We start from the raw sequence: 19,341 nt of genomic DNA, 5'->3' as shown, positions 1-19,341 counted from the left end.
TTCCTTATAAAGGTCTCTGCTCTTCTGTCGTCCGCCCTACCCACCGCCCGCGCCCGGCGGGCCCGCACCCCCCCCGCGGGCCCCCCGCGGCCCCTTTGCTTTGCCCCTTCACGTACGTGGACCGGTGGGGGACATCGCGTGCCTGGCCTGCCGGCGGGGTTTCAGCCCCGGCAGGCGCAGCCCGGGGCGGCGGCAGTGCGGGCGGGGCCGTATCCGGTCCACGGCGGCCATGCCGGCGCGGAACAGCGCGGCCGGTACGACCAGGCAGACCAGGACCCAGAACAGGGTCACGCCCCAGGGGCGGCCCACGTGCCAGGGCTGTTCGGCCATGACCTTGCCGCCGTACTTCAGCGAGACGGTGTAGCCGCCGTGCGCCCCGGCGGCCAGTTCCACGGGCAGCTCGACGCGCGCCTTGCCGCCGGGGCGGATCGTGCCGTGCCACCGCTGGTCCTGCCACTCCGGGGCGAACACCCCGTGGGAGGCGCCGACTTGGAAGACCGGGTCCCGCACGGCCGAGGTGCCGACATTGCCGACCGTGAACACGAGCGTGCGGGAGGGCGCGGCGCCGAACCAGGTCAGCAGGGAGCCGGAGCCGTCGAGGCGGGTGTCGGTGAGGACGGCGAGGCGTCCGCCGGACGCGTCCGCGGGCAACGGTTCGACCGCGTGCCCGGCCACCTGGAAAGCGGCGTCGGCCTCGGCCCGCGCGCCCTGGACCGTGGCCACGTGCACCACGCACGGACACGGCACCGGCGGCTCGGCCACCGGCAGCTTCCGGCTGAACCGGCCCTCGGCGTCGGTCGTCACGGCCCGGCCGTCCGCGTTGGCACAGGAATCGGTGCCCCCGGTCACGCCCGTCGCGGGCGCCGACTGCCCGCAGATCAGGATCATCAGCAGCGCCCGGGGCCGCCAGCCCTCCCCGGTGACGGTGACCGAACCCCCGGTCCCCGCCTGGGAGGCGGAGAGTCTCACGGTGGGCGGATCGGCGGCCGAGACGGGCACCGCCGACAGCACCAGCAGCAGGACGAGCAGCGCCGGGATCCGCACCTTTCCGTTCACCGCACCTCTCCCGTCAACTCGGAGTCCGCAAAGGGCGGTTCGGCCACACCCTCGCTACGGCGCCGGTGGCGTCGTACGAGGCAGAGGGCCGCGGTCGCCGGCGGGAGCAGCGGGGCGGGGGGGCAGGACCCGGGCGGTCGGCGACATGGGCGGCTCCAAGGCGATACGAGGGGTTCAGCGCCGTACCGTCAGACACTCGTACGAGGAGTCCAGCGCCGTACCGTCAGACAGTGGTACGCGTACTTCAGCGCCGTACCGTCCGGTGGCGCCGGGTCAGCCACAGGGCGCCCGCCGCGCCCGTGAGGAGCACGGTGCCGCCGAGGGTGCCGAGGGCGACGGCCGAGTCCTCGGGGCCGGTCCGCGGGAGTTCGGAGCCGGAGCCGTTCTGCGGGGAGCCGGTGCCGCCACCGCCGCCCGCCGCCTTCACGTCGAGCGTGAGCGCGGGGCCGGGGCCGTTCGAGGGGGTGCACGTGGTCGTCGTGCCGAGCGCCTCGATGGTGAGCACCCCCGGGGTGAAGGTGACCTCGCCGGACTTCTTCGGCGTGTAGGTGCCGGTCAGGTCGCTGATCTTGATGGGGGTGTTGGCCGGGACGGCCTCCTGGTTCGCCGGTCCCGTCACGGTCATGGTGCCGCTCTCGGCGCCGCCCAGCTCGATGGTGGCGCTGGGGTTCATCGCCCCCTTGCCCAGCTCGACCGGGCTGGAGGAGACCCCCTTCCGCCAGGACATGGTGATCTTGTAGCCGTCGCCGCTCCCGGCGCTCTTGATGTCGATGGGCGAGACGGCGCTCTTGTCACCGATCGGTGTCTTGCACTGGTAGTTGACGTCGACGACCTCGGCCCGGGCGGCGGGGGCGGCCATCAGCACCGCCGAGCCGGCCAGGGCCGCGACGGACGCGAGTGCGGCGCTTCGTTTCCGGTACGACACGGTATCCCGCTCCCTCTCGATTCCTGACGGCACATCAGATCGGCCGTCAAGGTACGCCCGGGGCCGAGAGGAGGGAAGACACGATGCGCGCCGGAGTTGTGACGATCCGGCGCGCACGGAAGAAGGGTGCGGTGGAGGCGGTGGCCAGGGGATGACCCGGGGTAACCCCTAGGCGGGAGCCCCCAGCTCCGCCCAGACCGTCTTGCCGGTGGCTCCCGGGGCCCGTACGATCCCCCAGTCCAGGCAGAGCCGCTGCACGATGAACATGCCGTGACCGCCGGGGCGGCTGGCGCGGTGCGGGGTGCGGGGCGCCGGCTGACCCGCGCCCCCGTCGGAGACCTCCAGCCGGATGACCTTGTTGTCGCAGCTGATCCGGAGCTGTTCCGGCCCCTCGGCATGCAGGCAGGCGTTGGTGACCAGCTCGGAGACGACCAGCAGCACATCCTCCGCCGCGGCCCGCTGGTCGGCCCCGTCGGCCGGCAGCCAGCCCCACGCGTACAGCGCCTGCCGGGTGAAGTCACGGGCGAGCGGCACGACTCCGCTCTGCCCGACGAGGTCGAGGCTGCGGACCTGCCGGCCCGTCACCGGTTCGGACGGCACGGGCGCGCCCCCGTCGGACGCCCCGGAAGCGCCGCTGGGCTCGGGGCCGCGGTCGCCCGGCGAGTAGGGCCGGGTGGTGCTCATCAGCGCTTCACCTCACCGATTCACCAGTTCACGTTGGAAGGAGTCACTCACTGCAGAGGTCCGCTCGACGACTACCCGCGCCGCCATGACAGCGACATGTCCAGGGTGTCTCCTGCCCGAGCAGACCGGCGAAACACCCCTGCATTCGGTACGAATCACGTGACGTCCGGAGAGTGGCGTTCCACAAGAGGCGGCGGGTGCGGCGCAAGGGGGCGCCATCACCGTCAGCCGGCCTCGTCGGTCAGCGCGGCTTCGAGGCTGTCGTGGACGGTGAAAACCGCCTCCGCCCCGGTGATCTCGAACACTCTGGAGACCACCGGCTGCATCGCCGCGAGATGGACGCCGCCCCCGGCGGCCTCCGCCTTGAGGCGGGCACCGAGAAGCACATTGAGTCCTGTCGAGTCACAGAAGTCCAGCCGCGCACAGTCGACGACCAGCCTGCTGAAGCCCTTCGCGAGGCACTCCTCGAGTGGCTCACGCAACAAATCGGCGGTGTGGTGATCCAACTCACCTACGGGGGTCACGACGGCACTGGAGCCCTCTTCCCGCACCTCCACCAGAAGTCGGCCAGACTGTGCGCTGCCGACTGTCCCGCGGTCCATGCCGTGTCTCACTCCCGACGTCCTGGCTGCTGACTGACGCCCTCGAACATTACGCCTTCCGCGCGCCCTCCGACACCCGAACATCCACCCGTAAACGGACATTTCACAACAGAACGCACTTGCGATGTCCTCAGGAAACCGGGTAGGGCTAGTAGAGACACGAAAACCGACACGGCCGGCTTTGGAGGCGCCGCACACCGCAGTGCACGCATTGGCATCGGCAGCCATATGCCGAGAACGATGGAGGACATCATGTCACCCCGGCTCGACGCATCGCATACCCATGAAGCGACGTCGGCTTCCCCCCCGGAACATCTGGAGCCCATCGAGCAGGACGACCTACTCGCCGGTCTGCCGGAGATACCCCCGTACGACGAGGTGGGGCCGGTGGACGCACGGGCCCTGTCCAAGACCCTCTTCCAGCGCCTGGAGTCGCTGGAGGAAGGGACCCCCGAGTACGCGTACGTCCGCAACACGCTCGTCGAACTCAACCTCGCGCTGGTCAAGTTCGCCGCCTCCCGCTTCCGCTCCCGCAGCGAGCCCATGGAGGACATCATCCAGGTCGGCACCATCGGCCTGATCAAGGCGATCGACCGTTTCGAGCTCAGCCGTGGAGTCGAGTTCCCCACTTTCGCGATGCCTACCATCGTGGGTGAGATCAAGCGCTTCTTCCGGGACACCTCCTGGTCCGTGCGGGTGCCGCGCAGACTCCAGGAACTCCGGCTCGACCTGGCCAAGGCGGGCGACGAACTCGCCCAGAAGCTCGACCGCGCCCCGACAGTGGCCGAGCTCGCCGAGCGCCTGGGTCTGACCAAGGAAGAGGTCGTCGAGGGCATGGCGGCGTCGAACGCGTACACCGCCTCCTCGCTGGACGCCCAGCCGGAGGAGGACGACTCCGAGGGCGCGCTCGCCGACCGCATCGGCTACGAGGACCACGGGCTCGAAGGCATCGAGTACATCGAGTCGCTGAAGCCGCTGATCGCCCAACTCCCCTCCCGGGACCGCACGATCCTGTCCCTGCGGTTCGTCGCGGGCATGACCCAGTCGGAGATCGGTGAGGAGCTCGGCATCTCGCAGATGCACGTCTCCCGGCTGCTGGCCCGGACGCTGGTGAAACTGCGCAAGGGGCTGACGGTCGAGGAGTGACGGCCGTCCTCCGTCGTACCTGCCGAGGGCCCGGTTCCGATGGGAACGGGGCCCCTCGGCTTTTTCGCTGCCCGCCCGCTGTTCCGAGGCACGCCTGCGGGTGGCTCAGAGGGCGCGTACGCCCTTGTGCCACACGCCGGTGACCAGGGGCACGCCCGGCCGGTAGGCCAGGTGCACATGGCTCGGGGCGTCGAGGAGGACGAGGTCGGCGCGGGCGCCCGGTGCGATACGGCCGACGTCCGTGCGGCGCAGGGCCGCGGCACCGCCCGCCGTGGCCGACCAGACCGCCTCGTCCGGCGTCATCCCCATGTCCCGTACCGCGAGCGCGATGCAGAAGGGCACGGACGAGGTGAACGACGAGCCCGGGTTGCAGTCGGTGGACAGGGCGACGGTGACGCCCGCGTCGAGGAGGCGGCGGGCGTCGGGCCACTCGGCGCGGGTGGAGAACTCGGCGCCGGGGAGCAGGGTGGCGACGGTGTTCCCGCCGGCCAGCGCGTCCACGTCGGCGTCGGTGAGGTGGGTGCAGTGGTCGGCGCTGGCCGCGTCGAGTTCCACGGCGAGCTGGACGCCGGGGCCGTAGGAGAGCTGGTTGGCGTGGATGCGGGGGTGCAGGCCCCTGGCCTTGCCGGCGGTCAGGATCGCGCGGGCCTGGTCCCCGTCGAAGGCGCCCTTCTCGCAGAAGACGTCGATCCAGCGGGCGTACGGCGCACAGGCGTCGAGCATCTCGCCGGTGACCAGGGCGACATAGCCGGCCGGGTCGTCGGCGTAGTCGGGGGAGACGATGTGGGCGCCGAGGTAGGTGACCTCCTCGGTGTGGGCGGCGGCGATGCGCAGGGCGCGGGACTCGTCCTCGGTGGTCAGGCCGTACCCCGACTTGGTCTCGAACGTGGTCGTGCCCTGGCGGAGGGCCTCGGCGAGATAGCGCGTGAGGTTGTGCTCCAGCTCCTCGTCCGAGGCGGCGCGGGTGGCGGCGACGGTGGTGCGGATGCCACCGGCCGTGTAACCGCGGCCCGACATGCGCGCGTTGAACTCCTGCGTGCGGTCCCCCGCGAAGACCAGGTGGGAGTGGGAGTCCACGAAGCCCGGGAGGACGGCCCGGCCCCCGGCGTCGACCCGGTTGTCAGTGGCGGGTGTTTTGCTTGATTCACCGGTCCACGCGATGCGGTCGCCGTCGATGACGACGGCCGCGTCCTGGATCAGACCGAGGGGGGATCCGTCGCCGAGGGAGGGGTCGTTGGTGACCAGCGTGGCGATGTTGGTGATGGCAGTGCTGCTCATGGCGTCCTCGTGGGTGGACATGGCGTCCTCGTGGGTGGTCGTCAGGCGCGGAGGGCTTCGACGGCCCGCGCGAGGGCTTGCGGCACATCGGGTACGAGGGCGTGGGCGCCGTCTCGTACGACGTGCCGCCCGCCCACGATCGTGTGCCGTACGTCCGCTGCCGTCGCGGCGAATACGGCCGTCTCGGCTCCCAGCGCGGGCAGCGGCCCCGCTGTCCTGACCGAGTCCAGCGCGACCGTCGTGAGGTCGGCGAGGGCGCCGGTCTCGATCGCGCCGGCCTCGTCCCAGCCGAGCGCCGCGTGGCCGTCCGCGGAGGCGGCGCGGAGCAGGGCGGCGGCGGTCCAGTGGCCGCGGGTGCGGGTGCGCAGGCGCTCGTCGAGCTCCATCGCGCGTGCCTCTTCGAGCAGGTCGATGACGGCGTGGCTGTCGGAGCCGAGGCTGAGCGGGGAGCCCTGGCGCTGCAGGGCGGCCGCCGGCCCGATGCCGTCCGCGAGGTCCCGCTCGGTCGTCGGGCACATGCAGGTGCCGGTGCCGGTGCCGCCGATGAGGGCGATGTCCTCGTCCGTCAGGTGCGTGTTGTGGACTCCGGTGGTGCGGGGCCCGAGGACGCCGTGCTCGGCGAGGAGCTGGGCGGGGGTGCAGCCGTGGGCGGCGCGGCAGGCGTCGTTCTCGGCGGTCTGCTCGGACAGGTGCACATGCAGCGGGGCCCGCCGCTCCTCGGCCCACCGGGCGACGGTCGCCAACTGGTCGGCGGGTACGGCCCGTACGGAGTGGACGGCCGCTCCGATCCGCGCGTGATCCCGTTCCTTGAGAACTGAACAGCGTTCGGCCCAGGCGTCCGCGCTGCCGTCGCAGAAGCGGAGCTGGTGGGCGTCGGGCGGCTGCCCGAAGCCGGAGGAGAGGTAGGCGGTGTCGAGGAGGGTGATCCGGACACCGGCGTCGGCGGCGGCCGCGATGAGGGCCTCGCCCATGGCGTTGGGGTCGGCGTACGGGGTGCCGCCGGGGGCGTGGTGGAGGTAGTGGAACTCGCCGACGGAGGTCACCCCGGCCAGCGCCATCTCGGCGTACACGGCCCGGGCGAGGGCGTGGTAGCTGTCGGGGGTGAGCCGGTCGGCCGTCGCGTACATGACCTCACGCCAGGTCCAGAAGGTGCCGGAGCCGACCTGGACGGTGCCGCGCAGGGCGCGGTGGAAGGCGTGCGAGTGGGCGTTGGCCAGCCCCGGGAGGGTGAGACCGCGGAGGATCTCGGCGCCGGGCGGCGGGGTGGGCGTGCCGGTGCGGACGGCGGTGATGCGGCCGCCCGCGCCCGCCGCGGAGCCGCTGGGAGACACCGTGACGGCGACGCCGGGCTCGACATGGGTGCCGAGCCAGGCGTGCTCCAGCCAGTACGTCCGTGTCACGTGCGGGCCAGTCCTTCCAGTACGTCGGCGAGGGCGAGCACCCCGGCCACGCAGTCGTCCTCGGCCGCGAACTCGGCCGGGGAGTGCGAGACGCCGGTGGGGTTGCGCACGAACAGCATGGCGGTCGGGACGGTCCCGGACAGGATTCCGGCGTCGTGTCCGGCGCCGGTGCCGAGGACGGGCACGGTGAGGCCGGTGTCCGTGCCGAGGATGCGGGCGAGTTCGTCGCGCAGGGCGTGGTCGAACTCGACGACCGGCGTGAAGGACTCCCGCACGACGTCGAGGGCGATGCCGTGGGCGTCGGCGTACTCCCGGGCGGCCTTCTCGATGCCGCCGACGACGGTGTCGAGGGTGGCCTGGTCCTCGGCGCGGGAGTCCAGCCAGCCGCGCACGAGGGAGGGGATGGCGTTGACGCCGTTCGGCTCGACCGAGATCTTGCCGAAGGTGGCGACGGCGCCGGCGAGTTCGGCCTCCCGGCGGGCGGCGAGCACGGTCTCGGCGTACGACAGCATGGGGTCGCGCCGGTCCGCCAGCCGGGTGGTGCCGGCGTGGTTGGCCTCGCCCCGGAAGTCGAACCGCCACCGCCCGTGCGGCCAGATGGCGCTGGCGACGCCGACCGGGTCCCCGGTCAGGTCGAGCGCCCGGCCCTGCTCGACATGGAGTTCGACGAAGGCCCCGATCCGGGCCAGTCGCTCGGGGTCGGGCCCGATGGCGTCGGGGTCGTACCCGGCGGCCTCCATGGCCCGGGGGAGGGTGATGCCGTCGCCGTCGGTGAGCCGGTGGGCCTGGGCGGCGGTGAGCTGTCCGGAGGCCAGCCTGGACCCGACACAGGCCAGCCCGAACCGGGCGCCCTCCTCGTCCCCGAAGTTGACGACGGCGAGCGGCTTGCCCAGGTGCGCGTCGCGGCGGCGGAGTTCGTCGAGGGCGGCGAAGGAGGACACCACGCCGAGGGGGCCGTCGAAGGCCCCGCCGTCGGGCACGGAGTCGAGGTGCGAGCCGGTGACCACGGCGTCCCCGGCGGCGGGATCCCCGAGCCAGGCCCACTGGTTGCCGTTCCGGTCGACCTCGTAGGCCAGGTGCCGGGCTTCGGCCTGGGCCCGGAACCAGGCCCGGCATTCGGTGTCGGCGCCGGTCCAGGCGTAGCGGCGGTAGCCGCGGGAGTCGGGGTGCCGGCCGATGGGGAGCAGCTCGCGCCACATGGAGTGGAAGGAGCTGCCGCCCGGTACGGTCTGTCCGCTCACGACGGGTCACCTTCGCGCATCGGGACCCGCACGCCCCGCTCGTCCGCCACGGACTCGGCGATGTCGTAGCCCGCGTCCACGTGCCGGATGACGCCCATGCCCGGGTCGTTGGTCAGCACCCGCCGGATCTTCTCCCCGCCCAGCTTCGTGCCGTCGGCGACCGTCACCTGGCCGGCGTGGAGGGAGCGGCCCATGCCGACGCCGCCGCCGTGGTGGAGGGAGACCCAGGACGCGCCCGAGGCCACGTTGACCATCGCGTTGAGCAGGGGCCAGTCGGCGATCGCGTCGGAGCCGTCGAGCATGGCCTCGGTCTCGCGGTACGGGGAGGCGACGGAACCGCAGTCGAGGTGGTCCCGGCCGATGGCGAGCGGCGCCGCCAGTTCACCGCCGGCGACCATGTCGTTGAACCGCTCACCGGCCTTGTCCCGCTCGCCGTAGCCGAGCCAGCAGATGCGCGCGGGCAGGCCCTGGAAGTGGACGCGCTCACCGGCCATCTTGATCCAGCGGGCGAGGGACTCGTTCTCGGGGAAGAGGTCCAGGATCGCCTTGTCGGTCTTGGCGATGTCGGCCGGGTCACCGGAGAGCGCGGCCCAGCGGAAGGGGCCCTTGCCCTCGCAGAACAGCGGCCGGATGTAGGCGGGCACGAAGCCGGGGAAGGCGAACGCCCGGTCGTACCCGGCGAGCCGGGCCTCGCCGCGGATGGAGTTGCCGTAGTCGAAGACCTCGGCGCCGGCGTCCATGAAGCCGACCATCGCCTCGACGTGCCGTGCCATGGACTCCCGCGCGCGGGTGGTGAAACCGGCCGGGTCCTTGGCGGCGTAGGAGGCCATGTCGTCGAAGTCGACACCGGCGGGCAGGTAGGCCAGAGGGTCGTGGGCCGAGGTCTGGTCGGTGACGATGTCGACGGGGGCGCCCTCGGCGAGCATGCGCGGCAGCAGCTCCGCGGCGTTGCCGAGCAGGCCGATGGAGAGCGGGCGGCGGGCGTCCCGGGCCTCGACGGCGAGCTGGAGGGCGTGCTCCAGGGAGTCGGCGCGGACGTCGAGGTAGCGGTGCTCGATGCGGCGCTCGATGGCGCGCGGGTCGCAGTCGACGCAGATGGCGACGCCGTCGTTCATGGTGACGGCGAGTGGCTGGGCGCCGCCCATGCCGCCGAGGCCCGCGGTGAGGGTGATCGTCCCGGCGAGGGTGCCGCCGAACTTCTTCGCGGCGACGGCGGAGAAGGTCTCGTAGGTGCCCTGGAGGATGCCCTGGGTGCCGATGTAGATCCAGGAGCCGGCGGTCATCTGGCCGTACATGGTCAGGCCGAGCTGCTCCAGGCGGCGGAACTCCTCCCAGTTGGCCCAGTCGCCGACCAGGTTGGAGTTGGCGATGAGGACGCGCGGGGCCCACTCGTGGGTCTGCATCACGCCGACCGGGCGGCCGGACTGCACGAGCATCGTCTCGTCCTGCTTCAGCCCCCGCAGCGTGCGCACCATCGCGTCGAAGGAGCGCCAGTCGCGGGCCGCCTTGCCGGTGCCGCCGTAGACGACGAGCTTGTCGGGGTGCTCGGCGACCTCGGGGTCGAGGTTGTTCTGCAGCATCCGCAGGGCGGCCTCCTGCTGCCATCCCAGGGCGCTCAGTTCCGTACCGCGCGGCGCTCGTACGGGGCGGGGTCCTGACATGGTCTGCCTCCTAGCGGGTGGTGCTGCCGGTGTGTCGGTGCCGGTGTGTCGGTGCCGGATTGGGGGTGCCGGATGGTGATGCCGGATTTTGATGTCGTTATTCACATCCTGGCGTCCTGAATAGAGCTAGTCAATACGTTCGTGCGCCAGCGCGGCCGCGCCGCGGATGTTTGTCTGGATACGTGGTCACGGGGAACGACACGACGGGGGACGCGGTGGACGAGGTCAGGGACGGGCGCACGGGCGACGACGAGCGGGCGGCGCGCCGGGACGAGGCGGTGCGGGCCGCCGTGGAGCAGGGGCTGCTGGGGCCGGACGCCCCCATCGTGGGCCTGCTGGACGTCACCGGCATCCGGGAGGCGGCGGCCGGGCTGCGGGCGGCGTTCGACGCGGTCACCGCGCCCGGCACCCCGGTGCTGCACGCCTTCGCGGTCAAGGCGACCCCGCTGGTGCCGGTGCTGCGGCTGCTGCACGAGGCCGGAATCGGCGCCGAGGTGGCGAGCCCGGGCGAGCTGGCGCTGGCGCGCGCGGCCGGGCTGCCGCCGGAGCGCACGGTGCTGGACTCGCCCGCGAAGACACCGGCCGAGCTGCGGGAGGCGCTGGCGCTCGGGATCGCCGTCAACGCCGACAATCCGCAGGAGCTGGACCGCATCGACGCCCTGATGAGGTCCGCGCCGAGCCGCTCCCCGCTCGGGATCCGGGTCAATCCGCAGGTGGGCGCCGGGGCCATCGAGGCGCTGTCGACGGCGACCGCGACCTCGAAGTTCGGGGTGGCGCTGCGCGACGAGGGGGCGCGGGAGTGGGTGGTGCGGGCGTACCGGGAGCGCCCGTGGCTGACCCGGCTGCACGCGCACACCGGGTCCCAGGGCGTGCCGCTGTCGCTGATGGCGCGGGGCGTGGCGGAGACGTACCAGCTGGCCGAGGAGATCAACGACCGGATCGGGCGGCGGCAGATCGACACGATCGACATCGGCGGCGGGCTGCCGGTGAACTTCACCTCGGACCTGACGACCCCGACGTACGCGCAGTACGCGCGGCTGCTGAGCGAGGCGGTGCCGGGGCTGTTCGACGGGCGGTACGGGCTGGTGACCGAATTCGGGCGGTCGCTGCTGGCCAAGCACGGGACGGTGCTGGCGCGGGTGGAGTACACCAAGAGCGCGGGCGGGCGGCCGGTCGCGGTGACGCACGCGGGCGTGCAGGTGGCGACGCGGACGGTGTACGCGCCGGGGGCGTGGCCGCTCAGGATCGCCGGGTACGACGCGAAGGGGCGGCCGAAGGGGGGCGCCGAGGTGGTCCAGGACGTGGCCGGTCCCGCCTGCTTCGCCGGGGATCTGCTGGCCGAGGCGCGGGCGCTGCCGCGGCTGGAGCCGGGGGACGTGGTGGCGGCGCTGGACACGGGCGCGTACTACTTCGCGCACCACTACGCCTACAACTCCCTGGCCCGGCCCGGGGTGTACGGCTTCGCGCCGGACGGGTCCGGGGGCGTGGCCTTCGCGACGGTGCGGGAGCCGCAGAGCATCGACGCGATCGTGGCCGAATCCGGAGGGGCGCACGCCGCCGCCCTCGCCACCCTGGGCACACCCGGGCGCCCTTGACGCACTCCGTCGGAGCTGCGGTTGAACAGGTCTGGATACAGGGTCAGTTGACCCACCTTAGTCGTCCGGCGCATGTTCCACTGGAAAATGCCAGAAGCCTCACCTGTCGCTCACACGTTGCGTAGTTTCGGCGTTACTCAGCCGAACCGCAGGCAGGAGGGGAGCCACGGTGCCCGGAATCGACGAGTGTCTGCTGGAGGCCATGCAACTGCCCGGAGCACGAGGGGCGGCGCTGGTCGACTGGACCAGCGGCCTGGCCCTGGGCACGGTGGGCGAGTCGCCGGGCGGCGACCCGGAGGCGAGCGCGGCGGAGGCGGCGGAGCTGGCCCGGCTGGCCGCCGAGCACCGGGCGTTCGCACCGGCCGACGCCGGCGCGGAGACCGAACCGCCCGTCGAGGATCTGATCCTTTCCAACCGGGACAGCTATCACGTGCTGCGGTTCGTGTGGACGTCCTTCGACAGCAGTGTGTTCCTGCATCTGTGGCTGGGGCGCGAGGAGGGCAATCTCGCCCTGGCGCGGATCCGGCTCGGTGAGCTGGCCGGACGGCTGGTGCTGGGATGACCGCGCTGAGGGCCACCCCGGCGGGCCTGCCGCCCCGGCTGCCGTCCCGGGACCGGAGCACGGCCGGGGAGCGGGCGCCGCGCGGACTGTCGCCGATGCTGAGCCGGCTCGCCGCCGAGCGGGCCACCGGCGTCCTGCTGCGCGAGTGCGGCACGCTGTATCTCGCGGAGGGCCGGGTGGTGCACGCCGAGAGTCCCGCCGCCCCCGGCCTGGACGTCCTGCTGACCGCGCACGGCACCCTCGACACCGCCGTCTGGCAGGACGCCGTCGCCCGCGCCGACGACCTGCACGGCGCCGCCCGCCTCCTGGTCGACAGCGGCCGGCTCACCCCCGGCACGCTGGAGCTGTGCCATCTGGGCGCGCTCTACGACGCCGCCTACTTCGCCCTCGCGCCCAGCAGCACCCCGGGCCGCTTCCGCTACGGCACCGGGCACTGGCTCGGCCCCGTGCGCCCGGTGCCGGTGGCCGCCGTGGAGCGCGAGACCCTGCGCCGCCGTGATCTGCTGCACCGCATCTGGCCCGACCCCGGCACCGACAGCGCGCCCCTCACCCGTGCCGACCCGCCCCGCACTCCGCTCACCGCTCGCCAGCGCGCGGTCGTGGCCCTGCTGGACGGCGCCCGTACGGCCACGGACATCGCCCGCGCCCTGGGCCGCCCGGCCTTCCACACCCTGGTGGACATACGCCGCCTGGCAGCAGCGGGCGTCCTGACCCCACACCCGACCCACCCCGCCCTCGCGGACCGCGCCCCCACACGGGCCCACCCCGATCCCCCGGACCGGAGCCCGACAGCAGACCGGGCCCACCCCGATCCCCCGCACCAGGCACCGGCACCGCAACGGGTCCACCCCGAACCCTCGGACTGGGGACCGGCACTGGCCTACCCCGAGCCCTCCGACCGGAGACCGGCACCGGCACGGACGCGTCCCGAACCCCCCGACCCGGCACCGGCGCCGCAGCAGGGGTGCTCGCACCCCGCCGACCCCCCGTCGCTCCCCGTTCGTCCCCGCCCCCCGGCTCCCGCCGAGCGGCTGGCGCCCGATGACCCCGACGTCGCCCTGCTGAAGAGAGTCCGGGATGCGCTGGAGGCCCTTTGACCGACAGAGGAGAAATCTGATGGCCGCCGAGGCGCCCATACTCGACGAGCTGCACCGGCTACGAGCCCGCATCCCCCAGCTGACCGGCTCCCTCGCGGCCAGCGTGGACGGTCTGGTCGTCGCCGAGGACACCCCCGGCGTGGAGCCGGAGGGCGTGGCCGCGCTCACCGCCGCCGCGCTGGGCGTGGCCGTGCGGCTGACCGACGCCACGGGCCGCGGCGAGCTGCGCGAACTGCTCTTCCGCGGCCGGGACGGCTACGTGGCGACGTACGCGGCGGGCGAGGGAGCCGTACTGACCCTGCTCGCCCGGGACGACGTCAGCGTCGGCCGCCTCCATCTGGAGGGCCGCCGCGCCGCCACCCGGATCGGGGAGCTCGTCGACGGACTCACGGCCGACAGCAGACCCCGTACCCCCGCCAGGGCGCCCGCGCGGGCCAAGGTCCCGCGAGACCGGCGCACCCCGTCCACCACCCCACCGCGCACCACCACCGAGAGTTGAGAGGAAGTTCCGTCATGGCCAACACCGAGACCTCGCTCAAAGAGGCGCTGACCTCCATCGAGGGCGCGACCGGCGTCGCGCTCGTCGACTACACCACCGGCATGGCCCTGGGCACCATGGGCGGCGGCAAGAGCTTCGACCTGAACGTCGCCGCCGCCGGCAACACCGACGTCGTGCGCGCCAAGATGCGCACCATGGAACACCTGGGCCTCAAGGCCGAGATCGAGGACATCCTGATCACCCTGTCCGACCAGTACCACTTGATCCGGCTGCTCAGCGGCCGCAGCGGCAACGGCCTGTTCATGTACCTGGTGCTCGACGCCAAACGCGCCAACCTGGCGATGGCGCGGCACCAGTTGCGCAGGATCGAGCAGGACCTGGAGGTCTGACCCCGGCCCCCGGCCTACACCAGCGCGTCGGCGCGGCGGCGGGCCCCACCCGGGGCCGCGTCGCCCGCCGCGATGCCGGTGTCGCGGTAGGACTTGACGGCCTTCCCGGCGGGCCGCCCGCCGGCGACGAGCCAGTCCACCCGCACCCACAGCAGCGAGTCCTCGGCCCGCTCGCACCGGCCGATCCAGGCGGACTTCAGCCAGAGCCCGGCGCCCGCCCCGGCGAGCAGCATCCCGCCCGCCACGGGCACCGCGAACGCGCTGCCGAGTGCGGCCACGAAGGCCAGCAGCAGCCACCAGCGATGGCCCCGGCGCCAGTTCCGTACGGTCACCGCGCGGTCCTGGAGCACATCGTGCTTGCCCGCGCGGGCCGCCCCGCGCATGAGGGCGCCGTACCGCCCGCGCCGCCGGTACGCCACGACCGCCGTCGTGACGAGGAACAGCGCCGCGCCCGCCAGCACCCCGATCCGGCGCCCGGTCAGACCCGGCAGCAGTACGCCGACCCCGGCCGCGCACACCCCGAGCCACCACATCGGTGCCGCTCCGGCCCGTACGACGACGGCCACCCGAGCCAGCCCCTGACCTCCGCGTGCCACGTTCCGCCTCCCAATCGCCTCGAAGTCGAACTCGCAGTGGCGGGAGGTTAACGGGCGTATGTGAGACCTGTCTGAGAAGACGCGGGAAAATCTCAGTCCACGAACAGCCCCCGCGCCGCGGCCCGCGCGTCGAACTCCTCCAGGCGTGCCTGGGCGTCCGGCAGGTCGTCGCACATGGCCTCCAGCAGGACCCGGCCGAGCAGCATCGGGGCGCAGGCGGTGTCGAAGGCGAGCCCGGTGCCCACCGCCGCGGGCAGCAGCAGGTCGGAGACCTTGGCGACCGGGGCGAAGGCGGAGTCGGTGACCGTCACCACGGTCAGCCCGGCCTCCTTGGCGTAGCCGAGGGTGTCCAGGACCTCGCGCGGGTGCCGGGGCAGCGCGAAGCAGAGCAGCGCCGTGGCGCCCGCCCGCACGCAGGCGTCGATCCGGTCGTGGACCATCGTGCCGCCCTCGTGCAGCAGCCGGACGTCCGGATGGACCTTGGCGGCGAAGTAGGCGAAGCCGTACGCCTGGGAGGCCGCCGCGCGCAGCCCGAGCACCGGCAGGGGCCGGGAGGCCGCCAGCAGCCGGCCCGCCCGCCGCACCGGACGCGGGTCGGCGAGCAGCTCCGCGAGATGCCGCAGGTTCTCGATCTCGGCCTCGACGGCCTGCTGGTACTCGTTGAACGCGCCCGGGGCGGAGGCGGGTTCGGCGGGCGCGACCTCGCGCAGGTGCCTGCGCAGGGCCGGGTAGCCGTCGAAGCCGAGGGCGACGGCGAAACGGGTCACCGACGGCTGGCTGACGCCGGCGAGTTCGGCCAGTTCGACACTGGAGAGGAAGGGCACCTCGGCGGCCCGGCGCACCATGCTGTGCGCGATGCGCCGCTGGGTCGGCGTCAGCCGGTGCCCCTCGAAGAGCGCTTGCAGCCGTGCCGCCGGGGTGTCCCCCGTGTTCCTGTCCTCGCTCATGCCGCGCTCCCCCTCCAGATCTCGGTGAACCGGTCGAGCAGCCGGGCGGCCGTCGAGGAGCACCGCGGCGCGCCCACCTATTCAGACACGGAGAACTCTGCATGACGTCATACAGCTGGGCAAGCGACGCACACGCGGGGCCGCCCCCGGGCGAACAGGGGGGCTAACCCCAGTGCGGCCCGCGTCGCGGCTTTCTACGGTGGATCCCATGACCGGAATGGACATGCGGGACCCCGAGCTGAAGAAGGAACTCGACGCCACCCTGCAAGCACGCAGGGAGCTGGGTGAGGAGTACGAGTCCGCGCTGGTCGACTCGTTCCTGGAGAAGGTCGACCAGCGGATCGACGGGGCGGTCGAGCGCAGGGTGCGCCGGCAGCTCGCCGAGCAGCAGATGGTGGTGGCCCGGGGTTCCCGGTCACCGAAGCCGACGGACTCCTGGGGCGAGCGCTTCGGCTTCGGCATCGTCTCGCTGGTCCTGGCGATCCCGCTGTCCGGCATCGGCGGCGGGGTGGCCCATCTGCCCGGCCTGCTGGTCGCGTGGGCGGGCATCGTCGGGGTGAACGTGGTCCAGGCGGCCCGCACTCATCCGGACCTGTTCCGCCGCCGCAAGGCCCGCAAGGACAGCGACTGGGAGTGATATGCGCGGGGACCGCCGCACCCCCGTTGCCGGGGGGCGGGACGACGGCGGTCCCCGCGAAGGACGTCGACCGGGTCGGGCCAGGTCTCACGTCCGGCGTCCATGGAGGTCCGGGAGCCGCTCCGGAGGTCCTTGGACGTTCGGTGCCGGCCGGGGCGGGGAGCCGCTCCCGCCCTGCCGACATCCACCAATGTGCCGTACGCGTGTTAAGCGGGTGCTGCGCGGACGTGACGCGCTCGTACCACTTCCACGAAGGCGCGAAGGCTGTTGATCACCGCAAGTTCGCCGCCGGCACGCGCAGTTCACCGGACGTTCGCCGCTACTTCCCGCCCTTGGCGAGGAAGGCCAGCAGGTCCTGACGGCTGATCACTCCGGTGGGCTTGCCCTCGACGAGGACGATCGCCGCGTCCGCCGTGCCGAGCACCGACATCAGGTCGCCCACCGGCTCACCGGAGCCGACCTGCGGCAGCGGGGCCGACATGTGCTTCTCCAGCGGGTCCTCCAGCGAGGCCGCCTTGCTGAACAGGGCGCCGAGCAGCTCCCGTTCCACGACCGAGCCGACGACCTCGGCGGCCATCACGTCCGGGTGGCCCGCGCCCGGCTTGACGATCGGCATCTGCGAGACGCCGTACTCGCGCAGCACCTCGATGGCCTGGCCGACGGTCTCGTCGGGGTGCATGTGGACGAGGGACGGCATGGCGCCGTGCTCCTTGTCGTTCAGGACGTCGGCGACGCGGGCGCTGGGGCCCTCGTCCTCCAGGAAGCCGTAGTCGGCCATCCACTCGTCGTTGAAGATCTTGCTGAGGTAGCCGCGGCCGCTGTCCGGCAGCAGGACGACGACCACGTCGTCCTCCCCGAGCCGCTCGGCGACGCGCAGCGCGGCCACCACGGCCATCCCGCAGGAGCCGCCGACCAGCAGGCCCTCCTCCTTCGCGAGGCGGCGGGTCATCTGGAAGGAGTCCTTGTCGGAGACCGCCACGATCTCGTCGGCGACCGTGCGGTCGTAGGCGGTGGGCCAGAAGTCCTCACCGACGCCCTCGACGAGGTACGGCCGTCCCGAGCCGCCGGAGTAGACCGAGCCCTCCGGGTCGGCGCCGATGACCTTGACCTTGCCGTCGCTGGCGTCCTTCAGATAGCGGCCGGTGCCGGAGATGGTGCCGCCGGTGCCGACGCCCGTCACGAAGTGGGTGATCCGGCCCTCGGTCTGCTCCCACAGCTCGGGACCGGTGGAGTGGTAGTGCGAGGCCGGGTTGTTGGGGTTGGAGTACTGGTCCGGCTTCCACGCGCCCGGCGTCTCCCGGACCAGCCGGTCGGAGACGTTGTAGTAGGAGTCCGGGTGCTCGGGGTCGACGGCGGTCGGGCAGACGACGACCTCCGCCCCGTAGGCCCGCAGCACATTGATCTTGTCGGTGCTCACCTTGTCGGGGCACACGAAGATGCACTTGTAGCCCTTCTGCTGGGCCACGATGGCGAGCCCGACCCCGGTGTTGCCGCTGGTCGGCTCGACGATGGTGCCGCCGGGCTTGAGCGCGCCGCTCTCCTCCGCGGCCTCGATCATGCGCAGGGCGATCCGGTCCTTCACCGAACCGCCCGGGTTGAAGTACTCCACCTTGGCCAGGACGGTCGCCTTGATGCCCTTGGTCACGCTGTTGAGCCTCACCAGCGGGGTGTTGCCGACGAGGCTGATCATCGAGTCGTGGAATTGCACCGTTGTCTCCGGATGCTGCAAAAGATGTCGTCAGTGATATCGCCAGCCTATGGGCTCCACGCCCGCCATGACGGTCGTTCACTCCCCGTTGGGATTGGGCCACGGTCCGTGCGGGGCAAGGAGTGGATGTACGGGTTCGAGGAGGTGGCGGCGAGGCATGACGAGCATGTCGAGGGCGAGGGTGGCCCGGCGGATCGCGGCCGGTGCCGCATACGGCGGTGGCGGGATCGGTCTGGCCGGCGCGGCCGCCGTGGGTCTGATGCTGGCCGAGGTCCAGCTGGCCAAGCGGGCGGTGGGCAATGGCACGGCCCCGCACGCGCCGAGCGCGGAGGGTGTGTACGGCAGCGGGTACACCGCCGTCGGCGAGCCTCCGCTGCGTTTGATGCTGCTGGGTGACTCCACGGCGGCGGGGCAGGGCGTACGGCGGGCCGGGCAGACGCCGGGCGCGCTGCTGGCGTCGGGACTGGCGGCGGTGGCGGAGCGGCCGGTGGAGCTGCGCAATGTCGCGCTGCCCGGGGCCACCTCCGACGACCTGGAACGGCAGGTGGCGCTGGCGCTGGCGGATCCTCGCCGGGTGCCCGACATCTGCGTGATCATGGTCGGCGCCAATGACGTCACCCACCGCATGCCGCCGACCCGGTCGGTGCGCTGTCTGGCCACGGCGGTACGGCGGCTGCGCACGGCCGGTGCCGAGGTGGTCGTGGGCACCTGTCCCGACCTCGGCACCATCGAGCCGGTCCAGCAGCCGTTGCGCTGGCTGGCCCGGCGGGTCTCCCGTCAGCTGGCGGCCGCGCAGACGATCGGCGTCGTCGAGCAGGGCGGCCGTACGGTCTCGCTGGGCGACCTGCTGGGTCCGGAGTTCGCGGCCAACCCGCGCGAGCTGTTCGGCCCGGACAGCTACCACCCCTCGGCGGAGGGGTACGCCACGGCGGCGATGGCGGTCCTGCCCACGGTGTGCGCGGCCCTCGGCCTGTGGCCGGCGGACGAGGAGCGCCCGGACGTCTCCCGCCGCGAGGGCTTCCTGCCGGTGGCCCGGGCCGCGGCGGAGGCGGCGTCCGAGGCGGGTACGGAGGTCGCGGCGGCGATGCCGAGCGGTCCCCGGGGCCCGTGGGCGCTGCTCAAGCGCAGGCGCCGGCGGCGGGTCGGGGAGGCGGAACCGTCGCCCACCAGCGCGTCCGGGGTGTGAAGCGGAGGCGGTCCTTCTCCGGGGGCCGCCTTCCGTACACGTACCGTTCACCCCCCGAGCGGTACGGCGTCACCGGATCACCCCCGGCTTTCGCGAAGGTGTGCTTTCGCTGTCATGCCGCTGTCAGGAGCA

General features: G+C 72.8%; 19 protein-coding genes. 8 read left to right on the top strand and 11 right to left on the bottom strand.

Annotation, left to right across the window (positions count from 1 at the left end; genetic code table 11):
* Positions 1-108: 108 nt before the first annotated feature.
* The 4 genes from ACWD1Z_RS12075 to ACWD1Z_RS12060 all read right to left on the bottom strand — a co-directional run bounded on the left by ACWD1Z_RS12075 (position 109) and on the right by ACWD1Z_RS12060 (position 3,267).
* Positions 109-1,056, bottom strand: a complete 948-nt coding sequence (locus ACWD1Z_RS12075) for a hypothetical protein (protein WP_451117837.1) — start codon at positions 1,054-1,056, stop codon at positions 109-111.
* Between the two features lie 244 nt (positions 1,057-1,300).
* Positions 1,301-1,981 (bottom strand): LPXTG cell wall anchor domain-containing protein, encoded by a 681-nt coding sequence (locus ACWD1Z_RS12070; RefSeq protein ID WP_451117835.1) that lies wholly within the window; start codon positions 1,979-1,981, stop codon positions 1,301-1,303.
* 168 nt (positions 1,982-2,149) lie between these two features.
* Positions 2,150-2,665, bottom strand: a complete 516-nt coding sequence (locus tag ACWD1Z_RS12065; protein WP_451117834.1) for an ATP-binding protein — start codon at positions 2,663-2,665, stop codon at positions 2,150-2,152.
* Positions 2,666-2,889: 224 nt separating this feature from the next.
* Entirely contained in the window at positions 2,890-3,267 is a 378-nt protein-coding gene (locus tag ACWD1Z_RS12060; RefSeq protein WP_451117833.1) for an STAS domain-containing protein, read from the bottom strand.
* A gap of 240 nt (positions 3,268-3,507) precedes the next feature.
* Between ACWD1Z_RS12060 and ACWD1Z_RS12055 the strand changes: the two genes are divergently transcribed.
* Positions 3,508-4,413, top strand: coding sequence for an RNA polymerase sigma factor SigF (locus tag ACWD1Z_RS12055; protein WP_451117831.1), 906 nt, complete (start codon positions 3,508-3,510; stop codon positions 4,411-4,413).
* Positions 4,414-4,518: 105 nt separating this feature from the next.
* Here ACWD1Z_RS12055 and hutI read toward each other — a convergent pair whose 3' ends face one another.
* The 4 genes from hutI to hutU are packed head-to-tail and all read right to left on the bottom strand — an operon-like array spanning position 4,519 to position 9,993.
* Positions 4,519-5,712 (bottom strand): imidazolonepropionase, encoded by a 1,194-nt coding sequence (gene hutI, locus ACWD1Z_RS12050; protein ID WP_451117829.1) that lies wholly within the window; start codon positions 5,710-5,712, stop codon positions 4,519-4,521.
* 20 nt (positions 5,713-5,732) lie between these two features.
* On the bottom strand, positions 5,733-7,091 hold the full coding sequence (locus ACWD1Z_RS12045) for a formimidoylglutamate deiminase (protein ID WP_451117827.1): 1,359 nt from the start codon (positions 7,089-7,091) through the stop codon (positions 5,733-5,735).
* On the bottom strand, positions 7,088-8,290 hold the full coding sequence (locus ACWD1Z_RS12040; protein WP_451117861.1) for an allantoate amidohydrolase: 1,203 nt from the start codon (positions 8,288-8,290) through the stop codon (positions 7,088-7,090). Before ACWD1Z_RS12040 ends, ACWD1Z_RS12045 begins: the two co-directional genes overlap by 4 nt.
* 38 nt (positions 8,291-8,328) lie before the next feature.
* Positions 8,329-9,993: a urocanate hydratase gene (gene hutU, locus ACWD1Z_RS12035; protein WP_451117826.1), complete on the bottom strand. Its 1,665-nt coding sequence runs from the start codon at positions 9,991-9,993 to the stop codon at positions 8,329-8,331.
* Between the two features lie 215 nt (positions 9,994-10,208).
* Between hutU and ACWD1Z_RS12030 the strand changes: the two genes are divergently transcribed.
* From ACWD1Z_RS12030 to ACWD1Z_RS12010, 5 genes are all read left to right on the top strand, one after another.
* A complete protein-coding gene (locus ACWD1Z_RS12030; protein WP_451117859.1) occupies positions 10,209-11,588 on the top strand; it encodes a diaminopimelate decarboxylase in 1,380 nt (459 codons plus the stop codon).
* A 169-nt stretch (positions 11,589-11,757) separates the two neighbouring features.
* Entirely contained in the window at positions 11,758-12,150 is a 393-nt protein-coding gene (locus ACWD1Z_RS12025; protein WP_389418370.1) for a hypothetical protein, read from the top strand.
* Positions 12,147-13,247 (top strand): transcriptional regulator, encoded by a 1,101-nt coding sequence (locus tag ACWD1Z_RS12020; protein ID WP_451117824.1) that lies wholly within the window; start codon positions 12,147-12,149, stop codon positions 13,245-13,247. Before ACWD1Z_RS12025 ends, ACWD1Z_RS12020 begins: the two co-directional genes overlap by 4 nt.
* Positions 13,248-13,266: 19 nt before the next feature.
* On the top strand, positions 13,267-13,746 hold the full coding sequence (locus ACWD1Z_RS12015) for a roadblock/LC7 domain-containing protein (protein WP_451117822.1): 480 nt from the start codon (positions 13,267-13,269) through the stop codon (positions 13,744-13,746).
* A gap of 14 nt (positions 13,747-13,760) precedes the next feature.
* Positions 13,761-14,135 carry a beta/alpha barrel domain-containing protein gene (locus ACWD1Z_RS12010; protein ID WP_389418367.1) on the top strand — a complete coding sequence of 125 codons (375 nt, stop codon included), beginning with the start codon at positions 13,761-13,763 and terminating at the stop codon, positions 14,133-14,135.
* Between the two features lie 14 nt (positions 14,136-14,149).
* Here ACWD1Z_RS12010 and ACWD1Z_RS12005 read toward each other — a convergent pair whose 3' ends face one another.
* Positions 14,150-14,731 (bottom strand): hypothetical protein, encoded by a 582-nt coding sequence (locus ACWD1Z_RS12005; RefSeq protein WP_451117820.1) that lies wholly within the window; start codon positions 14,729-14,731, stop codon positions 14,150-14,152.
* 92 nt (positions 14,732-14,823) lie between these two features.
* Positions 14,824-15,678 (bottom strand): MurR/RpiR family transcriptional regulator, encoded by an 855-nt coding sequence (locus tag ACWD1Z_RS12000; protein ID WP_451117818.1) that lies wholly within the window; start codon positions 15,676-15,678, stop codon positions 14,824-14,826.
* A 208-nt stretch (positions 15,679-15,886) separates the two neighbouring features.
* On the opposite strand from ACWD1Z_RS12000, the gene ACWD1Z_RS11995 reads away from it, so the two are divergent.
* Positions 15,887-16,315, top strand: a complete 429-nt coding sequence (locus ACWD1Z_RS11995) for a hypothetical protein (protein ID WP_389418364.1) — start codon at positions 15,887-15,889, stop codon at positions 16,313-16,315.
* Between the two features lie 319 nt (positions 16,316-16,634).
* On the opposite strand, the gene ACWD1Z_RS11990 is transcribed toward ACWD1Z_RS11995, so the two are convergent.
* Entirely contained in the window at positions 16,635-18,023 is a 1,389-nt protein-coding gene (locus tag ACWD1Z_RS11990) for a cystathionine beta-synthase (protein ID WP_451117816.1), read from the bottom strand.
* A 157-nt stretch (positions 18,024-18,180) separates the two neighbouring features.
* Here ACWD1Z_RS11990 and ACWD1Z_RS11985 point away from each other — a divergent pair, with 157 nt between their 5' ends.
* Positions 18,181-19,209, top strand: a complete 1,029-nt coding sequence (locus ACWD1Z_RS11985; protein ID WP_451117814.1) for an SGNH/GDSL hydrolase family protein — start codon at positions 18,181-18,183, stop codon at positions 19,207-19,209.
* Positions 19,210-19,341 lie beyond the last annotated feature (132 nt).

The sequence above is a fragment of the Streptomyces sp. NPDC002784 genome, assembly GCF_053592135.1.
This window is presented reverse-complemented; position numbering and strand designations above follow the sequence as displayed.